This window comes from Ruegeria sp. F5, from assembly GCF_056533845.1.
Genome location: NZ_JBQFOU010000003.1, coordinates 219,234 through 237,434, shown reverse-complemented (window position 1 = coordinate 237,434; position 18,201 = coordinate 219,234). Strand labels below are relative to the sequence as shown.

The window sequence follows — 18,201 nt, the reverse complement described above, 5'->3', positions numbered from 1 at the left end:
GCGGTTGGGCAGGCTTGGGTTGCAAATAGCGACCGAGGCCCCGAACATGCTGACCGAAACCGATACCCGCCTGCTGCGCATCGCCTATGAGGAAGCAAAATCCGGGTTTGATGAGGGCGGGTGCCCCATCGGCTCGGTTCTGGCGCGGGGTGGCAAGGTGGTTGCGCAGGGCCGCAATCAGCGCGTTCAGCGCGGTGACCCGATTGCGCATGGTGAAATGGACGCGCTGCGCAAGGCCGGGCGGCAAAAGACCTATCGTGACACTGTGCTGTATACCTCGCTGTCGCCCTGCATGATGTGCGCCGGTACGATCGTGCAGTTCGGCATCCCGCGCGTGGTCATCGGCGATACGAAGAACTTCGGCGGCAACGAGGATTTCCTGCGCGAACGCGGGGTCGAGGTGATCCTTGCGGAAGACCCCGATTGCATCGCCCTGATGCGGCGTTTTATCGAAGAAAAGCCCGAACTATGGGCCGAGGACATCGCAGAATAGGCTCAGACGCTTTCCAGCGCCTCAATAATTCCTGAAAAATCCTTGGCCTTCAGGCTGGCGCCACCGACCAGCGCACCGTCAACGTTCGAAACTTGAAATATATCGCGGGCGTTGCCGGGTTTGACCGATCCGCCATACAGCAGCCGCACCGAACGGCCCACGCCTTCGCCAAAACGGCGTTCCAGACGGGCGCGGATGAAATCGTGAACCTCTCCGATCTCTTCCAATGTCGGGACTTTGCCGGTGCCTATGGCCCAGATCGGTTCATAGGCAACGATCAGGTTTTCTCCGGTCGACTGATCCGGGATCGATCCGGACATCTGGCCGCCGATGATGTCCAGCGTATTTGCCGCTTCGCGCTGTTCCAGACTTTCCCCGACGCAGATGATGGCCTTCAATCCCGCATCCATGGCCGCGCGGGCCTTGGCGCGGACGTCTTCGTTCTGCTCACCATGATCCACGCGCCGTTCCGAATGCCCAAGGATGACGGCGCTTGCCCCTGCATCCAAAAGCATCCCGGCGCTGAGGTCCCCGGTATGGGCGCCCGAGGTTTCGGCGTGGCAATCCTGCCCGCCGATATCGATCCCGGTGCCATTCGTGGCCGAAGCCGCGCGATGCACCAGAGTCGCCGGGGGGCAGATCAGGATATCGACCGAGGGCGAGGGGTGGCTTTGCGCCAGCGCGTCAAGCTCGCCAAGCGCTGCGCCGGTTCCGTTCATCTTCCAGTTTCCAGCAGCCAGCTTACGCCGCATATCCGTTTCTCCCTGATTGTTCGGTCGTTTAGGGACTCGGATAGCACCCCCGGTCACGGGTTACAATTATGGTTGCTGTGTATGGGTAAACGTCAGCCTTGCTGTGCCAGGCTTTCGTCGAACTTGATGGATTCGCCGCAGCCACAGGCATCGACCACATTCGGGTTCTTGAATTTGAACTCGGATTCGAGCAGCGACACTTCATAATCGATCTCGGTCCCGAACAGGAACATCTGAGCCATAGGGGCGATCATCACGCGCGCGCCATCCTGTTCGACCACCTCGTCGTGCAGGTCGGCCTCATCAACATATTCCATGGTGTATTCCATGCCCGCGCAGCCGCCCTTCTTGACGCCAATGCGCAGCCCGGCATGGCCGCCAGAGTTCATCAGGCGGGCAATCTGCTCAGCAGCCTTGGGCGTCATGGTCACGGCTTGTTTGCCGGGAATTCCGAACATGGTGGTCTCCGTTGTCGCGCGTCGTCTCTAATTTAAGGCTGCTATACGGCATGCTCAAGCCTGCGCGATGCTGCGGGGCGAATTTTAAGCGCAGCATGGCGTGAGAATATCCGCGGAAGCATTCCTTGCCTTTCAGGCACGGATGGACATAGCCTGACGTCAAAGCGAGTGTTCTGGTCCACGAAACGCCAATTGCTTTCCGAGAAAGGTTAAATGAAATGAGTGCAGTAGGACGTAAACCTAAAGTTCTGAACAGTGTCGGTCTGGCGGTCTTTGCGGCAGCTATTGCCTGGACCGGAACGGTATCAGCAGCGACCGACGAGAAAACGCACCCGGTCAATTGCGCAACGGCCGAGGGTGACCTGCGCGCCATTGCGGCAGAAAAGAAGCATGCGCAGGATCAACAGGTGGAAAGTGTTGCTGCACTCACGCCGGCAGGCGCGTTGTTGGGCTTGATCACGGGCACCGAGAACAAAAGATTGCAAATGTTGTCAGGGGATTACGTCAAGAAACTTGACGAACGTGCAGCCGAGATCAAAGCCACCTGTGGTGTCGAGTAACGCCACAGCCCAAAGAAAAGGACCGTTCTCGGGCAAGAACGGTCCGTATTCGGGGCCATCGGTATTATGGGGGCGGCTGTAAAGTGATCGGCCCGGTGCAACCAAGGCTGAAATCGAATCTACGCCGTCGGTGCGCCATATGTGTCGGGCAGAACCGTGACAGAGAATGCACAGAAGGGTAACAGGTTAATTACCGTTTTGTGACAATGCGTTGCGCCGTCAGATGCGTTTACATAAAGCCCAGTTCCAGCCGGGCTTCGTCGGACATCATCTCCATGCCCCAGGGCGGCTCCCACGTCAGTTCGACGTCCACCTCTTTGACGCCCGCTACGGGTTCGATGGCCTCCATGATCCAGCCGGGCATTTCGCCGGCAACGGGGCAACCGGGTGCCGTCAGAGTCATGATCACCTTGACTGCATTGTCCTTGGTGATGTCGATCGTGTAGATCAGACCAAGATCATAGATATTAACTGGGATTTCAGGATCATAGACCGTTCGGCATGCCTCGACCACCGGTTCGTACAGGGGATGTTCAATCGTTGATGGCGCGATCAGCGGTGTGCCTTCAAACTGTTCACTCGGATGAGTCATTGGTGCCTCGGGTCAGTTGCCTGAGTGATTATATAGGGAATACCCGCGACAGCGTCCAGAGGTGCGGTGGTGCCCGAACAGGGCACCCACCAGATCAATCGTTGATATCATGCTCGAAGGTTTTCACCTGACCATGCGGCAGGGCGAACATCCGGCGCAAAATCAGCCAAGCGGCCAGGGACAGCACTGCGAAAACCAGCAGCAGGATCGGCAGTGAGGGCACAACACCGGGGACAACCAGTATTAGGCCAGTGATTGCCGCGCCGATGGCGAAGCCAAGGAAGATGAAGCCCGGCAGCACGACCTCGAGTATTCCCAGCGCCAGCGCGGCGGCCAGCCAGATCCACCAGGTGAGCCAGAAGGAGTCTGCCATCATTTACCTCCTCTAAGCATCTTGAACGCATCGCCAAAGGCTTCAAGGGCGTTTGCAGGCACAACGATGGTTTGGCTGCCGTTGCCGTTGCCCAGCGCGTTCAGGGATTCGACCTGTTTCAGCGCCACTTGATATTGCGCAGCCTCGATGCCGTTGTCCTGAATGGCCTTGGCAACCACGCCGGTGGCGTAAGCTTCGGCCTCGGCCTGAATACGGCGGGCTTTGGCGGTTTGCTCGGCGGCGTACAGCTCGGCATCGGCATTCAGCTCCACGGCCCGTTTCTGGCCCTCGGCCTCGGTCACCTGCGCGCGGCGGGCGCGTTCGGCGTTCAACTGCTGCAGCATCGCATCGCGGGTGGCCTGATCCAGGTTCACGTCCAGAATCTCGGCCCGCGTTACCTCGATCCCCCAGTCGTCCACGGCTGTTTCGACGCTTTCCTGAATGCGGGTAATCAGTTGGGCGCGGTTCGATTGCACCTCGTCCAGGTCCATCTTACCGATTTCGGCACGGACGATCCCGGCAACAGTCGTCGCAATCGCACCGTCCACGTCACGGATACGGTAGACCGTCTTTTCCGGTTCCAGAATACGGTAAAAGACTGAGGTGTCGATCTGCACCAGCACGTTGTCCTTGGTGATTGCGTCCTGCGTTGCATTCGGCAACTGGCGTTCAAGGATAGATATCTTGTGGCGCGCAACATCCAGAAACGGAACGATAAAATTGATACCCGGGCCAAGGACCGAGTGCAAACGTCCGAACCGTTCGACCACGTATTTCTCGGATTGCGGAACGATCTTGATCCCTTTGAAAATAACGATGACCACCAGTGCGGCGGCCAGCAGGTAAATGATGTTTGACGAAAGTAGTCCGATAATCATCTCTTCGTTCATATCTGCCCTCTTTTGTTGTGTACGATAGTATACATATGTGGGTTGAGTCGCCCGTTTTCAACTCTGGTATGGATGGAAACAGGCGCGATTCAAGTGTGAAAAGGGGGTGGTGCGGGGCAGTAGTCAGGTGCTGTGACCGCTTTGCATCCCGGGGTGATTGCGTTATCGGGTTGGGATGAAACTGATTATCGACACAGACCCCGGCATAGACGATGCGATGGCCATTGCCTATGCCGCCGCAGCGCCTGAAATTGAACTGATCGGGCTGACCACCGTTTTTGGCAATACCCATGTCCACCAATCCAGCCGCAACGCCCGGTTTTTGTTGCACAAACTGGGGCTTGACCTGCCGGTTGCCGAGGGCGTTTCCACCGCGCGGGATGCGGAAAGCCACACGCCTTCGGATCACGTCCACGGGCCAGAGGGGTTTGGCGATGTCATCGACATCCCCGAGATTGGTGAGAACCACGCTCTGCCCGCCGCCGCCTTTCTGGTCGAGATGGCGCGCAGGCACAAAGGAGAACTTGTGGTGTGCGCCATCGGGCCGCTGACCAATATCGCAGATGCCATGCGGCTTGATCCGGAGTTTGGGCAAAACCTGAAACGGCTGGTCATCATGGGTGGCGCGGTTTTCAGCCGGGGCAACATTACTGACCACGCCGAGGCGAATATCTATCACGACGTGCAGGCCGCGGACGAGGTTTTCGCGACCCCGCCGGAAACGGTTTTGGTCGGGTTGGATGTCACGCTGAAAACGCTCTACGAGACCGCAGATTTCGAGGCACTTGCCGAACGCTCACCCGATATGGGGGCGTTTCTGCGCGATATTTCCCGGTTCTATCTGAAGTTCTACAAAGACATAGGTGGATTGGAAGGGTGTGGGCTGCACGATTCGACCGCCGTGATCGCCTGCACGCATGCGCACATGTTCGACACGGTTCGCACAGGTCTGAAGGTCATCGCCAGCGGCTATGAGATCGGCGCGACCCGCGCAGATACCTCACGCCCACCGGTAACCGTTTGCCGGGATGTGGACGGGGCCGGGGTGGTGCATCTGTTTACCGAGCGCGTCGCCTCGCTGCCCTGACGGGTTGCAATGGCGGGTCGGATCGGGCAAAGGCTGCCCGGTTCCGCGACCTGAGACGATGACATGACCCAGCAGTTTTCTTTCGAATTGAAGGCCACCGATGGCAAGGCCCGGACCGGCGTGATCCAGACGCCACGGGGCGAGGTGCGTACGCCAGCCTTCATGCCGGTCGGAACGGCGGCGACTGTCAAGGCGATGATGCCGGAAAGCGTGCGGGCCACCGGGGCTGACATCCTGCTGGGCAACACCTATCACCTGATGCTGCGGCCCACGGCCGAGCGGATTGACCGGTTGGGCGGTTTGCACAAGTTCATGAACTGGGACCGGCCCATCCTGACCGATTCCGGCGGGTTTCAGGTCATGTCGCTGGCAGGTCTGCGCAAGCTCACCGAAAAAGGCGTGACGTTTAAATCGCATATCGACGGGTCCAAACACGAATTGACGCCGGAACGGTCGATGGAGATCCAGCGGTTGCTGGGGTCGGACATCGTCATGTGCTTCGACGAATGCCCGGCCTTGCCAGCCGACCGGGACCGCATCGCCGAGTCGATGCGCCTGTCGATGCGATGGGCGGATCGCTCGCGCACGGCATTCGGGGATCGCCCCGGTCATGCCTTGTTTGGCATCATGCAGGGCGGGCTGGAACGTGACCTGCGCGAAGAAAGTGCCGAGGCCCTGAAACAGATCGGCTTCGAAGGCTACGCTATCGGCGGATTGGCGGTGGGCGAGGGGCAGGAGGCCATGTTTGATTGTCTTGACTACGCGCCCGATTTCCTGCCGACCGACAGACCGCGCTACCTGATGGGGGTCGGCAAGCCGGACGATATCGTCGGGGCGGTTGCGCGCGGGGTGGATATGATGGACTGCGTGCTGCCGTCGCGCTCGGGGCGCACAGGACAGGTCTTTACGCGGTTCGGGGTAGTCAACATCAAGAACGCCCGCCACGCCGATGACCCGCGCCCGCTGGACGAGGCGTGTTCGTGCCCCGCATGCTCGAACTACTCACGCGCCTATCTGCATCATGTGTTCCGCGCGAACGAGATGATCTCGGGCATGCTGCTGACCTGGCACAACCTGCATTATTTTCAGGAAATCATGCAGGGCATGCGCGACGCGATTGCGGCGTGCCATTTCGACGACTGGCAGGCGCAATTCCATGCGCAACGCGCGCAAGGGGATATCGAGCCGCTTTGACCCTGACGCGGTGACAATCGGACCGGTTAAAGGTACACTTTAGCCAGTTTCATGAAGTACCGATTGTTTCATTAGCCTTGGGGGTTTTTATGTTCCGTTTCATTCTTTGCGCCGTCATTTTCTGCGCTACACCTGCAATTTCAGATGTCTGGACCTTTGAAACACCCTCCGAGAACATTCAGTGTTCGGTCGGGGAAGGCGCGGTCAACTCGGACATCCAGTGCACCATTATCGAACGATACGGCCCCACTGCGTTGCCACGACCCGCAAATTGCCAGTCCGATTGGGGGCATGATTTCCTGATGTTCAACACGGGCGGGGTTCAGATGCTGTGTCAGCCCCTCAACCGCAATCGCGATGGATTTGATCGCGCCGAATATGGCGTCACAGGACAGTTCGGCGGGTTCACATGCCACTCTTCGACCAAGGGGCTGGAATGCCGGAACCAGGATGGTCATGGTTTCTTTCTGTCCCGCGCGGTTCAGCGGGTGTTCTGAGTGTTTTCTGGGCTACCCTGACAATTCGTATCTTAATTTCGGTGGATATGTCGGTTGGACGCCTTGCAGTCCGGAAAACCTCGGGTCATGTTGATTAACGATACATGATGGTAAGGTTGAAAAAGGGCGGTCTCCGCCCCACCTTTATCGTCCAAGACAGGAGATGGCCAAAGGTTGCCTGAATCAGGGACCGGTGCCGTCTTGCCAACGATAAGGATTGAGCATGCAAGAGCCTCTGAATTCCTCATACCCCGTCCTGCCGCTGCGCGACATCGTGGTGTTCCCTCACATGATTGTGCCGCTGTTCGTGGGCCGAGACAAATCGGTACGCGCACTGGAAGAGGTGATGCAGGATGACAAGCAAATTCTGTTGTCCAGCCAGATCGACCCCGGTGTCGATGACCCGGATGAGGACGGTATTTACCGCTCGGGCGTGCTGGCCAATGTGCTGCAGCTGCTGAAACTGCCTGATGGCACCGTCAAGGTGCTGGTCGAAGGGCAGGCGCGGGTGCAGATCACTGAATTCCTTGAAAACGAAGACTTCTTTGAAGCGCGGGCGGAATACCTGACCGAGATTCCCGGCGACGTGACGACGACCGAGGCGCTGCTGCGCACCGTGGCGGATGAGTTCGAGCGCTATGCCAAAGTGCGCAAGAACATCCCCGAAGAAGCCCTGACCGCTGTGGGTGATACCGCCGAGCCAGCGAAACTGGCCGACCTTGTGTCGGGTCATCTGGGCATCGAGGTCGAGCAAAAGCAGGAACTGCTGGAAACCCTCAGCGTCAGCGAGCGGCTCGAGAAGGTATATGGCCTGATGCAGGGCGAAATGTCGGTTCTGCAGGTCGAGAAAAAGATCAAGACCCGCGTCAAATCCCAGATGGAGAAGACCCAGCGCGAGTATTATCTGAATGAGCAGATGAAGGCCATTCAGAAAGAGCTTGGCGATGGTGAGGACGGCAGCAACGAGGTTGCCGAACTGGAAGCCAAGATCAACGAGACCAAGCTGTCGAAAGAGGCGCGCGAAAAGGCCGAAGGCGAGCTGAAAAAGCTGCGCAACATGAGCCCGATGTCGGCTGAGGCCACCGTGGTCCGCAACTATCTGGATTGGATTCTTGCGCTGCCGTGGGGCACCAAGTCCCGCGTCAAAAAGGATCTGGGCCGCGCGCAGGACATTCTGGATGCCGATCACTATGGGCTTGAGAAGGTCAAGGAACGGATCGTCGAATATCTGGCGGTGCAGCAGCGGTCGAAAAAGCTGAAAGGCCCGATCCTGTGCCTTGTTGGCCCTCCGGGTGTGGGTAAGACCTCGCTTGGTAAGTCGGTCGCCAAGGCAACGGGGCGCGAATTCATTCGCATCTCGCTGGGTGGTGTGCGCGACGAATCCGAAATTCGCGGTCACCGGCGGACATATATTGGCTCGATGCCCGGCAAGATCATTCAGGCGTTGAAAAAGGCGAAAACCACGAACCCGCTTATCCTGCTCGACGAGATCGACAAGATGGGTCAGGACTTCCGTGGAGATCCGGCCTCGGCGATGCTGGAAGTGCTGGACCCGGAACAGAACAACACGTTCATGGATCATTATCTTGAGGTCGAATATGACCTGTCCAACGTGATGTTCCTGACCACCTCGAACAGCTATAACATGCCCGGGCCTTTGCTCGACCGGATGGAGATCATCCCGCTGGCGGGCTACACCGAAGAGGAAAAGAGCGAGATCGCCAAGCAGCACCTGATCGAAAAGCAGGTCAAGAACCACGGTCTGAAGGCCAAGGAGTTTGAACTGACCGATGAGGCGCTGCAGAAGATGATCCGCACCTACACGCGTGAGGCGGGTGTGCGGAACCTTGAGCGCGAGATCGCCAAAGTGGCGCGGAAGTCGCTGACCAAGATCATCAAGAAAGAGGCCGAAGCCGTCACGGTGACGCCCGACAATCTGGATGAGTTCCTTGGCGTGCCCAAGTTCCGCTATGGTTTGGCCGAACAGGACGATCAGATCGGTGTTGTAACCGGTCTGGCATGGACGTCCGTGGGTGGCGACCTGCTGCATATCGAGGCGCTGAAACTGCCGGGCAAGGGTCGGATGAAGACCACCGGCAAGCTGGGCGATGTGATGAAGGAATCCATCGACGCGGCCTCGTCTTACGTACGGTCGATCTCACCCCAGATCGGGGTGAAGCCGCCTAAGTTCGACTCGCTGGACATCCACGTGCACGTGCCCGATGGCGCAACGCCCAAGGATGGCCCCTCGGCTGGTCTGGCGATGGTAACGTCGATCGTCTCGGTCCTGACCGGCATTCCGGTGCGCAAGGATATCGCCATGACGGGCGAGGTCTCGCTGCGCGGCAACGCAATGCCGATTGGCGGGTTGAAAGAGAAGCTACTGGCAGCCCTGCGTGGCGGTATCAAGACGGTGCTGATCCCGGAAGAGAACGAAAAGGATCTGGCCGAGATTCCGGACAACGTGAAAGAAGGGCTGGAGATCATTCCGGTCACGCATGTCTCGGAAGTTCTGAAACACGCGCTGGTCCGTGATCCTGAACCAGTCGAATGGGACGAGGCCGCGGAAGAGGCTGCTGCGGCTGCGGCCAAGGCGGCGGAAAGCTCGGGCGCTTCGGCAACGGCGCACTGAACTGGCAAACACGATCAGGAAAGGCGGGGACATCCCCGCCTTTTTGCGTTCAGAACCCGATGACCGGTTTCTTTTCGTCCAGAATTTCTTCCTCGGCTATGTATTTCTGGAATTTCTCTGTGGGCAGGGCGGATCGCACGGCCAAACTGAAAATTACCACTGAAAACAAGACGCAAAGCGCGATGTCCCAACCGAACGGGATTTGTTTCAGCGCGCCGTCCCCAAATTGCCCCAGATAGGATATCAAGCCGATCCCGGCCAGATAGGGGACCAGCCATAGCGCCTCGGTCACGTCCATCTCGTCCAGACGGTTATGGAAGCGGGCCAGCAGCAGGACCATGCCGACGATCAGCGCGATGCCGAGGCGCCAGACCGTGTCCCAACCGCTCCAGTAAACGACCAGCGTTGCGATGGCGAAGGCGGACACTGCGACCAGCCGGACTGCAGGAATGCGAATAGACCGGGGATGGTCCGGCATCAACCGGCGCAGGCACACCACGGCGATGGGACCAACCGCAAAGGACAGTACAATCGCCGCGCCGTTCAGGGCAATGACGGTCGTGAACGGGACCGTCAGCAGGAACAGGATGCCGATCAGGAAATTCAGCGCCAAAGCCCACAAGGGAACGCCAAACGAGGACACCATCATCAGACGTTTCGGCAGAAACCCGTTTTTCGACAGCGCCATGGCGATCCGCGCATTCGAGCCCGTGGACACCAATCCGTTCCCGAAAGGTCCGACCACCGAGCCAACGTTCAGAACGCTCAGGAACCAGACGAAGCCGACGGACATGATCACTCCGTCCAGCGGGCCTTGTCCGCCGAAACTCAGGTTGACCCAGCCGTCTTTCAGCATGCCCGGTTCCAGCGCGCCGATGAATGCGACCTGAAGGCCAAGGTAGATGGCTGCGCACAGTACGATAGACAGAACCAGCGCGGCGGGGATGGCGAATTTCGGGTTCCGCACCTCTCCGGCCATATCGACCACGTGGCGGAAGCCGATGAACGAGAAGATGACCCCTCCGGTCGACACTGCGGCCATGATGCCTTGCAGCCCGTAGGGCGCGAAGCCGTCGGGCTGGGTGAAGTTCTGAACTTCGAACCGGTTGGCGATCAGCAAGATCGACAAAACGACCGGAATCGCAATCTTCGCCCATGTCAGAGCCGCATTTACATGGGTGAAGAACTTGACCCCCAAAGCGTTGACCGCGACGAACAGCAACATGAAGAACAAGGCAACCGCAATGCCCGCTCCGGTCAGATCACCGGTGTCTGCCGTGTGCAGCCACGGGGCATAGGGCGCGAGGTATTTCAGCATCGCCTCAACCTCGATTGGGGCGGTGGTGTTGTACCCGATCCAAGCCGTCCAACCCATCGCCATCGAGACGATATTGCCGTGAGAAAACTGTGGCACGCGCGCGATGCCGCCGGGAATCGGCAACATGGCCGAAATCTCGGCAAAGGTGATGGCCAAGATGAACATGGCCGCCGCGCCGATGATCCAGGACAGAATAGCGGCGGGCCCCGCATGCTGAACGGCCAGAAGCGGCCCGAACAGCCAACCGGACCCGATGATTCCACCGACCGAGATAAATGTAAGCCCCACAAGGCCAATATCTCGTTTCAATCCGGCCACGTCTTCACCCCGTCCGCCATCGCCGATTGATCACACGGCAGTCACAAAAGGATACGCAGGCTAATCGTTTTCTGACAAGCGCTTAGCTTAATCTCGGTGCGACAAGTGACAGGAGGGGAATGGTGGGTGATAACGGATTTGAACCGCTGACATCTTCGATGTGAACGAAGCGCTCTACCACTGAGCTAATCACCCGTGAGGCGGCGTCTTACCGCGAGTTTGATTGCTCTGCAAGGGGCGCAAAGGCAGTTTTCCGGGCGCGGCCCTGCAGAAAAAAGCCCCGAAGCGATGCTCCGGGGCTTTCTGTCATCAAAGGCCGGGCAGACCGGGCAGTTTGTCCAGCACGCCGCGGCGGCCAAAGGTCGTGCCGCGTGTGTTGCCAAAGTTCATCCGGACACCGACGCCGATGTAAGCCTCATTCGAGCTGCCGGATACGATGGGGGACGAGATATGGGCGACACCCAGCAGGCCATAGACCTCGGCATTGTCGCTGGCCGCGTAATTCGCGCCGATGGAAAACAGATCGTAATCCAGAACGCCCAGAACATCGTTCACCAGATCATAGCTGGCGGTGAATTCCCATTTGCCATCCAGGTCGGCAGTGACGGCGAGGCCAAAGATATTGCCGTCGATATCCGAGAAATCGCTTAGCTGCTGTCGGCCGATATAGCCTTCGACTTCGGCGGGACCGGCATCGAAACCGGCTTCCAGACCGTAGAATTCCAGATGGAGGTCGTTGATCGATTCCTGACCATAAAACGCACCGAACGAGGAATTGCCGCCGGTGTGCCAGTTCCCGTGCAGCGTCCAGTTCGTGCCGCTTTCACCAAGGTCCTGAAAGCGATAGCCGCCAACGTCCAGCTGGGTGCTGAAGGCACGGCTGAACGCCAGTTCTCCGGACCCGTTCAGATTGAACACATCCCCAAAGTCGCTGTCGGTGAATGTCGAATACCCCAGGTCCAGATAGCCACCGGTCACTTCGACGGCCTGGGCATGGCTGGCAATCGCAACTGTCGCCAGTGCGCTGTAAACGAACAATTTTTTCAAGGTTCTGCTCCGATTATTTTTGCTTGAGTTACGGTCGTTTTGAGACCTTATGAGCAAGCGCTGCTCTAAATCGAAGTTCCGGGAATGTGTAGTTGCCTGCGGTCAAATCACATGCCTGTTGCCCGCGTGACACATTCCTGGGTTGTGGGGCGCGGGCTGGATTCTTTCCCGCATATATTTTCAAGGCCTTCCAAGCACGCGCCAGTTGTAATCTGCTTTTCGCCCCGAAGCCGTTAAAAAGGAATTTCCCGGTTTTCGGAAAAAACTTCAAAACGCCGCTTGACGATGTCAGGGCGTAGCCATAATACACCCCAACGTTCAGCAATGAACGTGCAGCGGGCGGTTGTAGCTCAGTTGGTTAGAGTACCGGCCTGTCACGCCGGGGGTCGCGGGTTCGAGCCCCGTCAACCGCGCCATCGCTGCAGTCCTTGGTCCAGGATGAAAGGCCACGATATAGATGCGCGGTTGTAGCTCAGTTGGTTAGAGTACCGGCCTGTCACGCCGGGGGTCGCGGGTTCGAGCCCCGTCAACCGCGCCATTTTCTCTCTGAAATAGACAGTGATTTGGATGCAAGGCCGCGTCCTGCGCCATCATGTCAGGAGTTGTCGGCAATAATCCGTTAGTTCACACTTTGTTCTAACTTTTCTGTTGGAGACTCAGCGCCGCTCGCCTATTTCTGAGAGACGTGTTTGTTGGGGGCCAGAATGGCTGAGCTGAAGAATATCGAGGTGCGCGGCGCGCGCGAGCATAACCTCAAAAGCATCGACGTGGATATTCCGCGCGATCAGCTGGTGGTGATCACAGGGCTGTCCGGTTCCGGTAAGTCTTCGTTGGCCTTTGACACGATCTACGCGGAAGGGCAGCGGCGCTATGTCGAAAGCCTGTCGGCCTATGCCCGGCAGTTTCTGGACATGATGGAAAAGCCGGATGTGGACCACATCAGCGGGCTTTCTCCGGCGATTTCGATTGAGCAGAAGACAACCTCAAAAAACCCACGCTCTACGGTCGGGACCGTCACCGAGATTTACGACTATCTGCGCCTGCTGTTCGCCCGTGCTGGAACTCCTTACAGCCCGGTCACCGGCCTGCCCATCGAGGCGCAGCAGGTGCAGGACATGGTCGACCGGATCATGGGAATGGAGGAGGGCACGCGGGGCTATCTGCTGGCCCCCATCGTGCGGGACCGGAAGGGTGAATATAAGAAAGACTTTCTGGAACTGCGAAAGCAGGGGTTCCAGCGTGTGAAGGTCGATGGCGATTTCTACGAATTGGACGAGCCGCCGACGCTGGACAAGAAGTTCCGCCATGACATCGACGTGGTTGTGGACCGTCTGGTCGTACGCGAGGGGATGGAGACACGTCTGGCTGACAGTCTGCGCACTGCATTGGACCTGGCCGATGGCATCGCCATTCTGGAAACTGCCCCACGCGAAGGCGACCCGGAGCGTATCACCTTCAGCGAGAATTTTGCCTGTCCGGTCAGTGGCTTCACGATCCCCGAGATCGAACCGCGTCTGTTTTCGTTCAATGCACCGTTCGGGGCCTGTCCGGATTGCGACGGGTTGGGGGTCGAACTGTTCTTTGACGAACGCCTCGTGGTGCCAGACCATACACTGAAACTCTACGATGGTGCTTTGGCCCCTTGGCGGAAGGGGAAATCTCCGTACTTCCTGCAGACCATCGAGGCCATAGCGCGGCATTACGAATTCGACAAGAACACGCCTTGGAAAGACCTGCCGAAACACGTGCAGCAAGTGTTCCTGCGTGGTTCGGGCGATGAGGAAATCCAGTTCCGCTATGACGAAGGCGGGCGGGTCTATCAGGTTACGCGTAGCTTCGAAGGCGTGATCCCGAACATGGAACGCCGCTATCGCGAGACCGACAGCGCGTGGATTCGCGAAGAGTTCGAGCGCTATCAGAACAACCGCCCGTGCGGCACCTGTGAAGGGTACCGCCTGCGGCCCGAGGCTTTGGCCGTCAAGATCGCGGGTCTGCATGTCGGGCAGGTAGTCGAAATGTCGATCCGTGAGGCACTGGCCTGGATCGAAGACGCGCCGAACCATCTGAGCGCGCAGAAGAACGAGATCGCCCGCGCCATCCTCAAGGAGATTCGTGAGCGGCTTGGTTTTCTGAATAACGTTGGATTGGAATACCTTACGCTGTCCCGTTCAAGTGGAACGCTTTCCGGCGGAGAAAGCCAGCGCATCCGTTTGGCCAGCCAGATCGGCTCGGGCCTGACCGGGGTTTTGTATGTGCTGGACGAACCTTCGATCGGGTTGCACCAGCGGGACAATGACCGGCTGCTGGGAACGCTCAAGAACCTGCGGGATCAGGGCAATACCGTGATCGTTGTCGAACATGACGAAGAGGCGATCCGAGAGGCGGATTATGTCTTCGATATCGGCCCCGGCGCGGGTGTGCATGGCGGGCAGGTCGTCAGCAAGGGCAAGCCCGCCGATATCGCGGCGGATGCGGCATCGATCACCGGGCAATACCTGTCCGGGACGCGTGCGATTGCGGTGCCGTCAGAACGGCGCAAGGGGAACAAAAAGAAGGTTACTGTGGTCAAGGCGACCGGGAACAACCTGAAGAATGTCACAGTGGATTTCCCGCTGGCGAAGTTTGTGTGCGTGACCGGCGTCTCCGGTGGCGGCAAATCCACGCTGACCATCGAGACGCTGTTCAAAACAGCCTCGATGCGCCTGAACGGCGCGCGCCAGACGCCCGCGCCCTGTGAGACCATTAAGGGGCTGGAGCATCTGGACAAGGTCATCGACATCGACCAGCGGCCCATCGGGCGAACCCCGCGTTCGAATCCAGCGACTTACACCGGGGCCTTCACCCCGATCCGCGACTGGTTCGCCGGTCTGCCCGAAGCCAAGGCGCGGGGCTACAAGCCCGGTCGTTTCAGTTTCAACGTCAAAGGCGGGCGGTGTGAGGCCTGTCAGGGTGACGGGGTCATCAAGATCGAAATGCACTTCCTGCCTGATGTCTACGTGACTTGCGAGACCTGCAAGGGCGCGCGGTACAACCGTGAGACGCTTGAGATCAAGTTCAAGGGCAAGTCCATCGCGGATGTGCTTGATATGACAGTGGAAGACGCGCAGGAGTTCTTCAAAGCCGTTCCCTCGATCCGCGACAAAATGGATGCGCTGGCGCGGGTGGGTCTGGGTTATATCAAGGTGGGCCAGCAGGCTACCACGCTGTCTGGGGGTGAGGCGCAGCGGGTGAAGCTGTCGAAAGAGTTGTCCAAGCGATCAACCGGGCGGACGCTTTACATTCTGGACGAACCGACCACCGGCTTGCATTTCGAAGATGTCCGCAAGCTGTTGGAAGTGCTGCATGAACTGGTCGAACAGGGCAACACGGTTGTCGTGATCGAACACAATCTGGACGTGATCAAAACCGCCGACTGGATCATCGATATCGGACCCGAGGGCGGCGATGGCGGCGGTCAGATCGTGGCCGAAGGCACACCGGAAAAGGTGGCCGACAGCACCGGCAGCCATACCGGGCATTACCTGAAACCCATGCTCAACCCCGAGCGGGTCGCTGCCGAATAGCGGCCCGGTTTCGGCCTAGTACAGGATATCCGCAACGGCACCGATCAGGTTCAGAACCTTTCGCGTTTCGGGGTCGATCCGATACACGTAATCCCCGGCGCGCACGTAGTTGCCGCCCCGGTTCAGGCCATAGCGATACGGATCGTTGATCCAATAGTAGTCCCGATTGATCCGGTCACCCACGCGATACAGGTTCTTGACCTGTCCCGGCGGCACGCACGGAACCGCCTTTTTGGCCAACCCGGGCGGGCAGTGGCCCACCGCCGCCGAGTTATTTGGCGAGACGCGTTCAACCTTGAACGCATTTTTGTTCTTGCCTTTGCTATTCCCGTTTCCGGCAGACGCCGCAAGCGGGCTCAGCGCCAGAAGCGCGATCAAGCTGCTGTGGATCAGGTGTCTCATCGGGGTCCCCATCTGCGTCCGGCCACATGTGCCATGCCCCCCATACGTAAGAAAGGGGGCACAGACTTCAAGATCGCGCTTGGGCGGGTTCCCGCCTTTGACTAACCCCGCCCGCGTTTTTCGAACCGGGGCAACATGGCCGAAAAATCCTTGCCCATGCCGTCTTCGGCCTCGACAAACTGCTCATACAGGTCCGTCGCGGCCTGACCCAAGGGCGTATCGGCATCCGCGCTGTCAGCGGCCTGCTGGCTAAGGCGCAGGTCTTTCAGCATCAGTTCCGCCGCAAAGCCCGGCTGATAATCATTGTCCGCCGGGCTGCTGGGCCCGACACCGGGGGCAGGGCAATAGGCGTTCATGGTCCAGCTATAGCCCGAGGACGTGCTGACCACGTCGAACATCTTTTGCCGGTCCAGACCCAGCTTATCGGCCAGTGCGAACGCCTCGCACGTGGCGATCATGGTGACGCCGAGGATCATGTTGTTGCAAATCTTCGCCGCCTGACCCGCGCCAGCCTCACCACAGTGAACCGCCTTTTGACCCATGATGTCGAACAGGGGCGCGGCCTTGGCGAAGGCGTCCGGGGACCCGCCTGCCATGAAGGTCAGCGTGCCCGCAGACGCGCCGCCAATGCCGCCAGATACCGGAGCGTCCACGGACAGCAAACCGGCAGCCCCCGCCTGATCTGCTACGGCGCGCGCGCTGTCGACATCCACGGTCGAGCAGTCGACCAGGGCTGCGCCCTGTTGCATATGCGGGATGATCTGGTCAGCAACCGCGCGCAGGATGGCACCGTTGGGCAGCATGGTGATAACGATATCGGCCCCGGAAACAGCCTCGGTCGCGGTTGCAGCCTTGGTTACCCCGTCAACGGCCACGTCTGCCGTATCGAACCCGGTGACCTGATGGCCGGCCTTTGCAAGGTTGGCCGCCATCGGCGCGCCCATGTTTCCCAGCCCGATGAAACCGATTTGCATGCGTCAATCCTCCTTAAATGTCAGTGCGTCCGCGCCAAGCGGTTCAAGCATTTTGGAAACAGCCGCCGCCGGTACGCTCATATCGGGGAACTGCCAGTTCGGGTTGCGGTCCTTGTCGATGATCTGCGCCCGGATGCCTTCCAGAATGTCGCCATGCTCCATCGCGCGAAAGGTGTATCTGTATTCCATCCCAAGCGCCTTGCGCATCGTCAGGGACGGGCCACGCAGGCGGCGCAGCATCTCGACCGTGCAGGCCATCGACAGGGGTGAATTTTTTTTCAGCGCGCCGAGTGTTCTTTCCGAAAGCGCCCCCGAGGCATTGCGCAGGTTGCTCAGGATATCGCCCAACGTTTCCTCATCGAACAGCCTGTCGATATCCGGCTGTATGGCCTCCAGTTCTCCGCCCGGTGGCGTTTGGGAGTGGCCGGGCAAGAGCGTCGCATCGCCCGAGGCTTCGAGCATTTCGATCAGGTCGGGCCATTGTGCCTGCGGGATGAAATGATCGGCAAACCCCGCGTAAACCGCGTCTGCCGGTCCCATCCGGTGCCCGGTTGTGCCCAGAAACTCGCCCAACCGCCCCGGAGCCTTGGCAAGGATCAACGTACCACCAACATCCGGCACCAGCCCGATCCCGCATTCCGGCATCGCTATTTTCGAGGTTTCGCCAACGATGCGGTGCGATCCGTGGCACCCGACGCCGACGCCGCCGCCCATGGTGAACCCCTGCAGGAAACTGACCACCGGTTTGGGGTATTCAAAGATCAGCGCATTCAGCCGGTATTCATCGCGCCAGAAGGTCTGGCCATAGGTGAAATTACCCTTTGTGCCCGAGGCATAAAGATCGGCGATATCTCCACCGGCACAAAAGGCCTTGTCGCCCTCGGCATCGAGAATGATCAGGTCCACCGCATCGTCTTCGCGCCAGTTCCGCAGTGCCGTTTCAATGGCAAGGCACATATCGTAGGTCAGCGCATTCAGCGCAGCGGGGCGGGTCAGGGTGATGCGCCCGGCGCGGCCGGTGGTGCGGATGTCGATGTCGGGCATGGTGTCC

Annotated in this window: 17 protein-coding genes and 3 tRNA genes; 9 read left to right on the top strand and 11 right to left on the bottom strand. The window is 59.1% G+C overall.

What is annotated here, in order from left to right:
• The first annotated feature begins 19 nt into the window (after positions 1-19).
• Positions 20-493 carry a nucleoside deaminase gene (locus tag ACR0K1_RS06100; RefSeq protein ID WP_480849250.1) on the top strand — a complete coding sequence of 158 codons (474 nt, stop codon included), beginning with the start codon at positions 20-22 and terminating at the stop codon, positions 491-493.
• Positions 494-495: 2 nt separating this feature from the next.
• Here the strand turns inward: ACR0K1_RS06100 and tpiA are convergent, their stop codons facing one another.
• Entirely contained in the window at positions 496-1,245 is a 750-nt protein-coding gene (gene tpiA, locus ACR0K1_RS06095) for a triose-phosphate isomerase (RefSeq protein ID WP_480610557.1), read from the bottom strand.
• A gap of 92 nt (positions 1,246-1,337) precedes the next feature.
• The gene (locus tag ACR0K1_RS06090) at positions 1,338-1,703 is read right to left on the bottom strand and encodes a HesB/IscA family protein (protein WP_480849248.1); all 366 of its coding nucleotides are present in this window, start codon (positions 1,701-1,703) and stop codon (positions 1,338-1,340) included.
• Positions 1,704-1,921: 218 nt separating this feature from the next.
• Between ACR0K1_RS06090 and ACR0K1_RS06085 the strand changes: the two genes are divergently transcribed.
• Positions 1,922-2,263 carry a hypothetical protein gene (locus tag ACR0K1_RS06085; RefSeq protein ID WP_480610563.1) on the top strand — a complete coding sequence of 114 codons (342 nt, stop codon included), beginning with the start codon at positions 1,922-1,924 and terminating at the stop codon, positions 2,261-2,263.
• Positions 2,264-2,492: 229 nt separating this feature from the next.
• On the opposite strand, the gene ACR0K1_RS06080 is transcribed toward ACR0K1_RS06085, so the two are convergent.
• The 3 genes from ACR0K1_RS06080 to ACR0K1_RS06070 form a co-directional block, all read right to left on the bottom strand.
• A complete protein-coding gene (locus tag ACR0K1_RS06080) occupies positions 2,493-2,855 on the bottom strand; it encodes an SUF system Fe-S cluster assembly protein (RefSeq protein ID WP_480610566.1) in 363 nt (120 codons plus the stop codon).
• Positions 2,856-2,949: 94 nt separating this feature from the next.
• Positions 2,950-3,228 carry an NfeD family protein gene (locus ACR0K1_RS06075; protein WP_480610569.1) on the bottom strand — a complete coding sequence of 93 codons (279 nt, stop codon included), beginning with the start codon at positions 3,226-3,228 and terminating at the stop codon, positions 2,950-2,952.
• Positions 3,228-4,118, bottom strand: coding sequence for an SPFH domain-containing protein (locus ACR0K1_RS06070; protein ID WP_480610571.1), 891 nt, complete (start codon positions 4,116-4,118; stop codon positions 3,228-3,230). The genes ACR0K1_RS06075 and ACR0K1_RS06070 overlap by 1 nt, the downstream gene beginning before the upstream one ends.
• Before the next feature lie 175 nt (positions 4,119-4,293).
• Between ACR0K1_RS06070 and ACR0K1_RS06065 the strand changes: the two genes are divergently transcribed.
• The 4 genes from ACR0K1_RS06065 to lon all read left to right on the top strand — a co-directional run bounded on the left by ACR0K1_RS06065 (position 4,294) and on the right by lon (position 9,528).
• Positions 4,294-5,205 carry a nucleoside hydrolase gene (locus tag ACR0K1_RS06065; RefSeq protein ID WP_480849244.1) on the top strand — a complete coding sequence of 304 codons (912 nt, stop codon included), beginning with the start codon at positions 4,294-4,296 and terminating at the stop codon, positions 5,203-5,205.
• Between the two features lie 63 nt (positions 5,206-5,268).
• Entirely contained in the window at positions 5,269-6,399 is a 1,131-nt protein-coding gene (tgt, locus tag ACR0K1_RS06060; protein WP_480849242.1) for a tRNA guanosine(34) transglycosylase Tgt, read from the top strand.
• Between the two features lie 89 nt (positions 6,400-6,488).
• Positions 6,489-6,896 (top strand): DUF6636 domain-containing protein, encoded by a 408-nt coding sequence (locus ACR0K1_RS06055; RefSeq protein ID WP_480610579.1) that lies wholly within the window; start codon positions 6,489-6,491, stop codon positions 6,894-6,896.
• Positions 6,897-7,119: 223 nt separating this feature from the next.
• A complete protein-coding gene (gene lon / locus ACR0K1_RS06050; RefSeq protein ID WP_480610582.1) occupies positions 7,120-9,528 on the top strand; it encodes an endopeptidase La in 2,409 nt (802 codons plus the stop codon).
• 49 nt (positions 9,529-9,577) lie between these two features.
• Here lon and ACR0K1_RS06045 read toward each other — a convergent pair whose 3' ends face one another.
• From ACR0K1_RS06045 to ACR0K1_RS06035, 3 genes are all read right to left on the bottom strand, one after another.
• Positions 9,578-11,164: an APC family permease gene (locus ACR0K1_RS06045; RefSeq protein WP_480849240.1), complete on the bottom strand. Its 1,587-nt coding sequence runs from the start codon at positions 11,162-11,164 to the stop codon at positions 9,578-9,580.
• A 120-nt stretch (positions 11,165-11,284) separates the two neighbouring features.
• Positions 11,285-11,359, bottom strand: a tRNA-Val gene (locus ACR0K1_RS06040).
• 114 nt (positions 11,360-11,473) lie between these two features.
• On the bottom strand, positions 11,474-12,211 hold the full coding sequence (locus tag ACR0K1_RS06035; protein WP_480610588.1) for a porin: 738 nt from the start codon (positions 12,209-12,211) through the stop codon (positions 11,474-11,476).
• Positions 12,212-12,550: 339 nt separating this feature from the next.
• Here ACR0K1_RS06035 and ACR0K1_RS06030 point away from each other — a divergent pair.
• The 3 genes from ACR0K1_RS06030 (at position 12,551) to uvrA (ending at position 15,774) form a co-directional block, all read left to right on the top strand.
• Positions 12,551-12,627: transfer RNA gene (locus ACR0K1_RS06030), tRNA-Asp, on the top strand.
• A 45-nt stretch (positions 12,628-12,672) separates the two neighbouring features.
• Positions 12,673-12,749: transfer RNA gene (locus ACR0K1_RS06025), tRNA-Asp, on the top strand.
• A 166-nt stretch (positions 12,750-12,915) separates the two neighbouring features.
• Positions 12,916-15,774, top strand: a complete 2,859-nt coding sequence (gene uvrA / locus ACR0K1_RS06020) for an excinuclease ABC subunit UvrA (RefSeq protein WP_480849237.1) — start codon at positions 12,916-12,918, stop codon at positions 15,772-15,774.
• A gap of 15 nt (positions 15,775-15,789) precedes the next feature.
• Here the strand turns inward: uvrA and ACR0K1_RS06015 are convergent, their stop codons facing one another.
• The 3 genes from ACR0K1_RS06015 to ACR0K1_RS06005 all read right to left on the bottom strand — a co-directional run bounded on the left by ACR0K1_RS06015 (position 15,790) and on the right by ACR0K1_RS06005 (position 18,194).
• Positions 15,790-16,176: a hypothetical protein gene (locus tag ACR0K1_RS06015; RefSeq protein ID WP_480610594.1), complete on the bottom strand. Its 387-nt coding sequence runs from the start codon at positions 16,174-16,176 to the stop codon at positions 15,790-15,792.
• Positions 16,177-16,277: 101 nt separating this feature from the next.
• Positions 16,278-17,150 carry a 3-hydroxyisobutyrate dehydrogenase gene (gene mmsB / locus ACR0K1_RS06010; protein ID WP_480610597.1) on the bottom strand — a complete coding sequence of 291 codons (873 nt, stop codon included), beginning with the start codon at positions 17,148-17,150 and terminating at the stop codon, positions 16,278-16,280.
• Positions 17,151-17,153: 3 nt separating this feature from the next.
• Entirely contained in the window at positions 17,154-18,194 is a 1,041-nt protein-coding gene (locus tag ACR0K1_RS06005) for an enoyl-CoA hydratase/isomerase family protein (RefSeq protein ID WP_480849235.1), read from the bottom strand.
• Positions 18,195-18,201 lie beyond the last annotated feature (7 nt).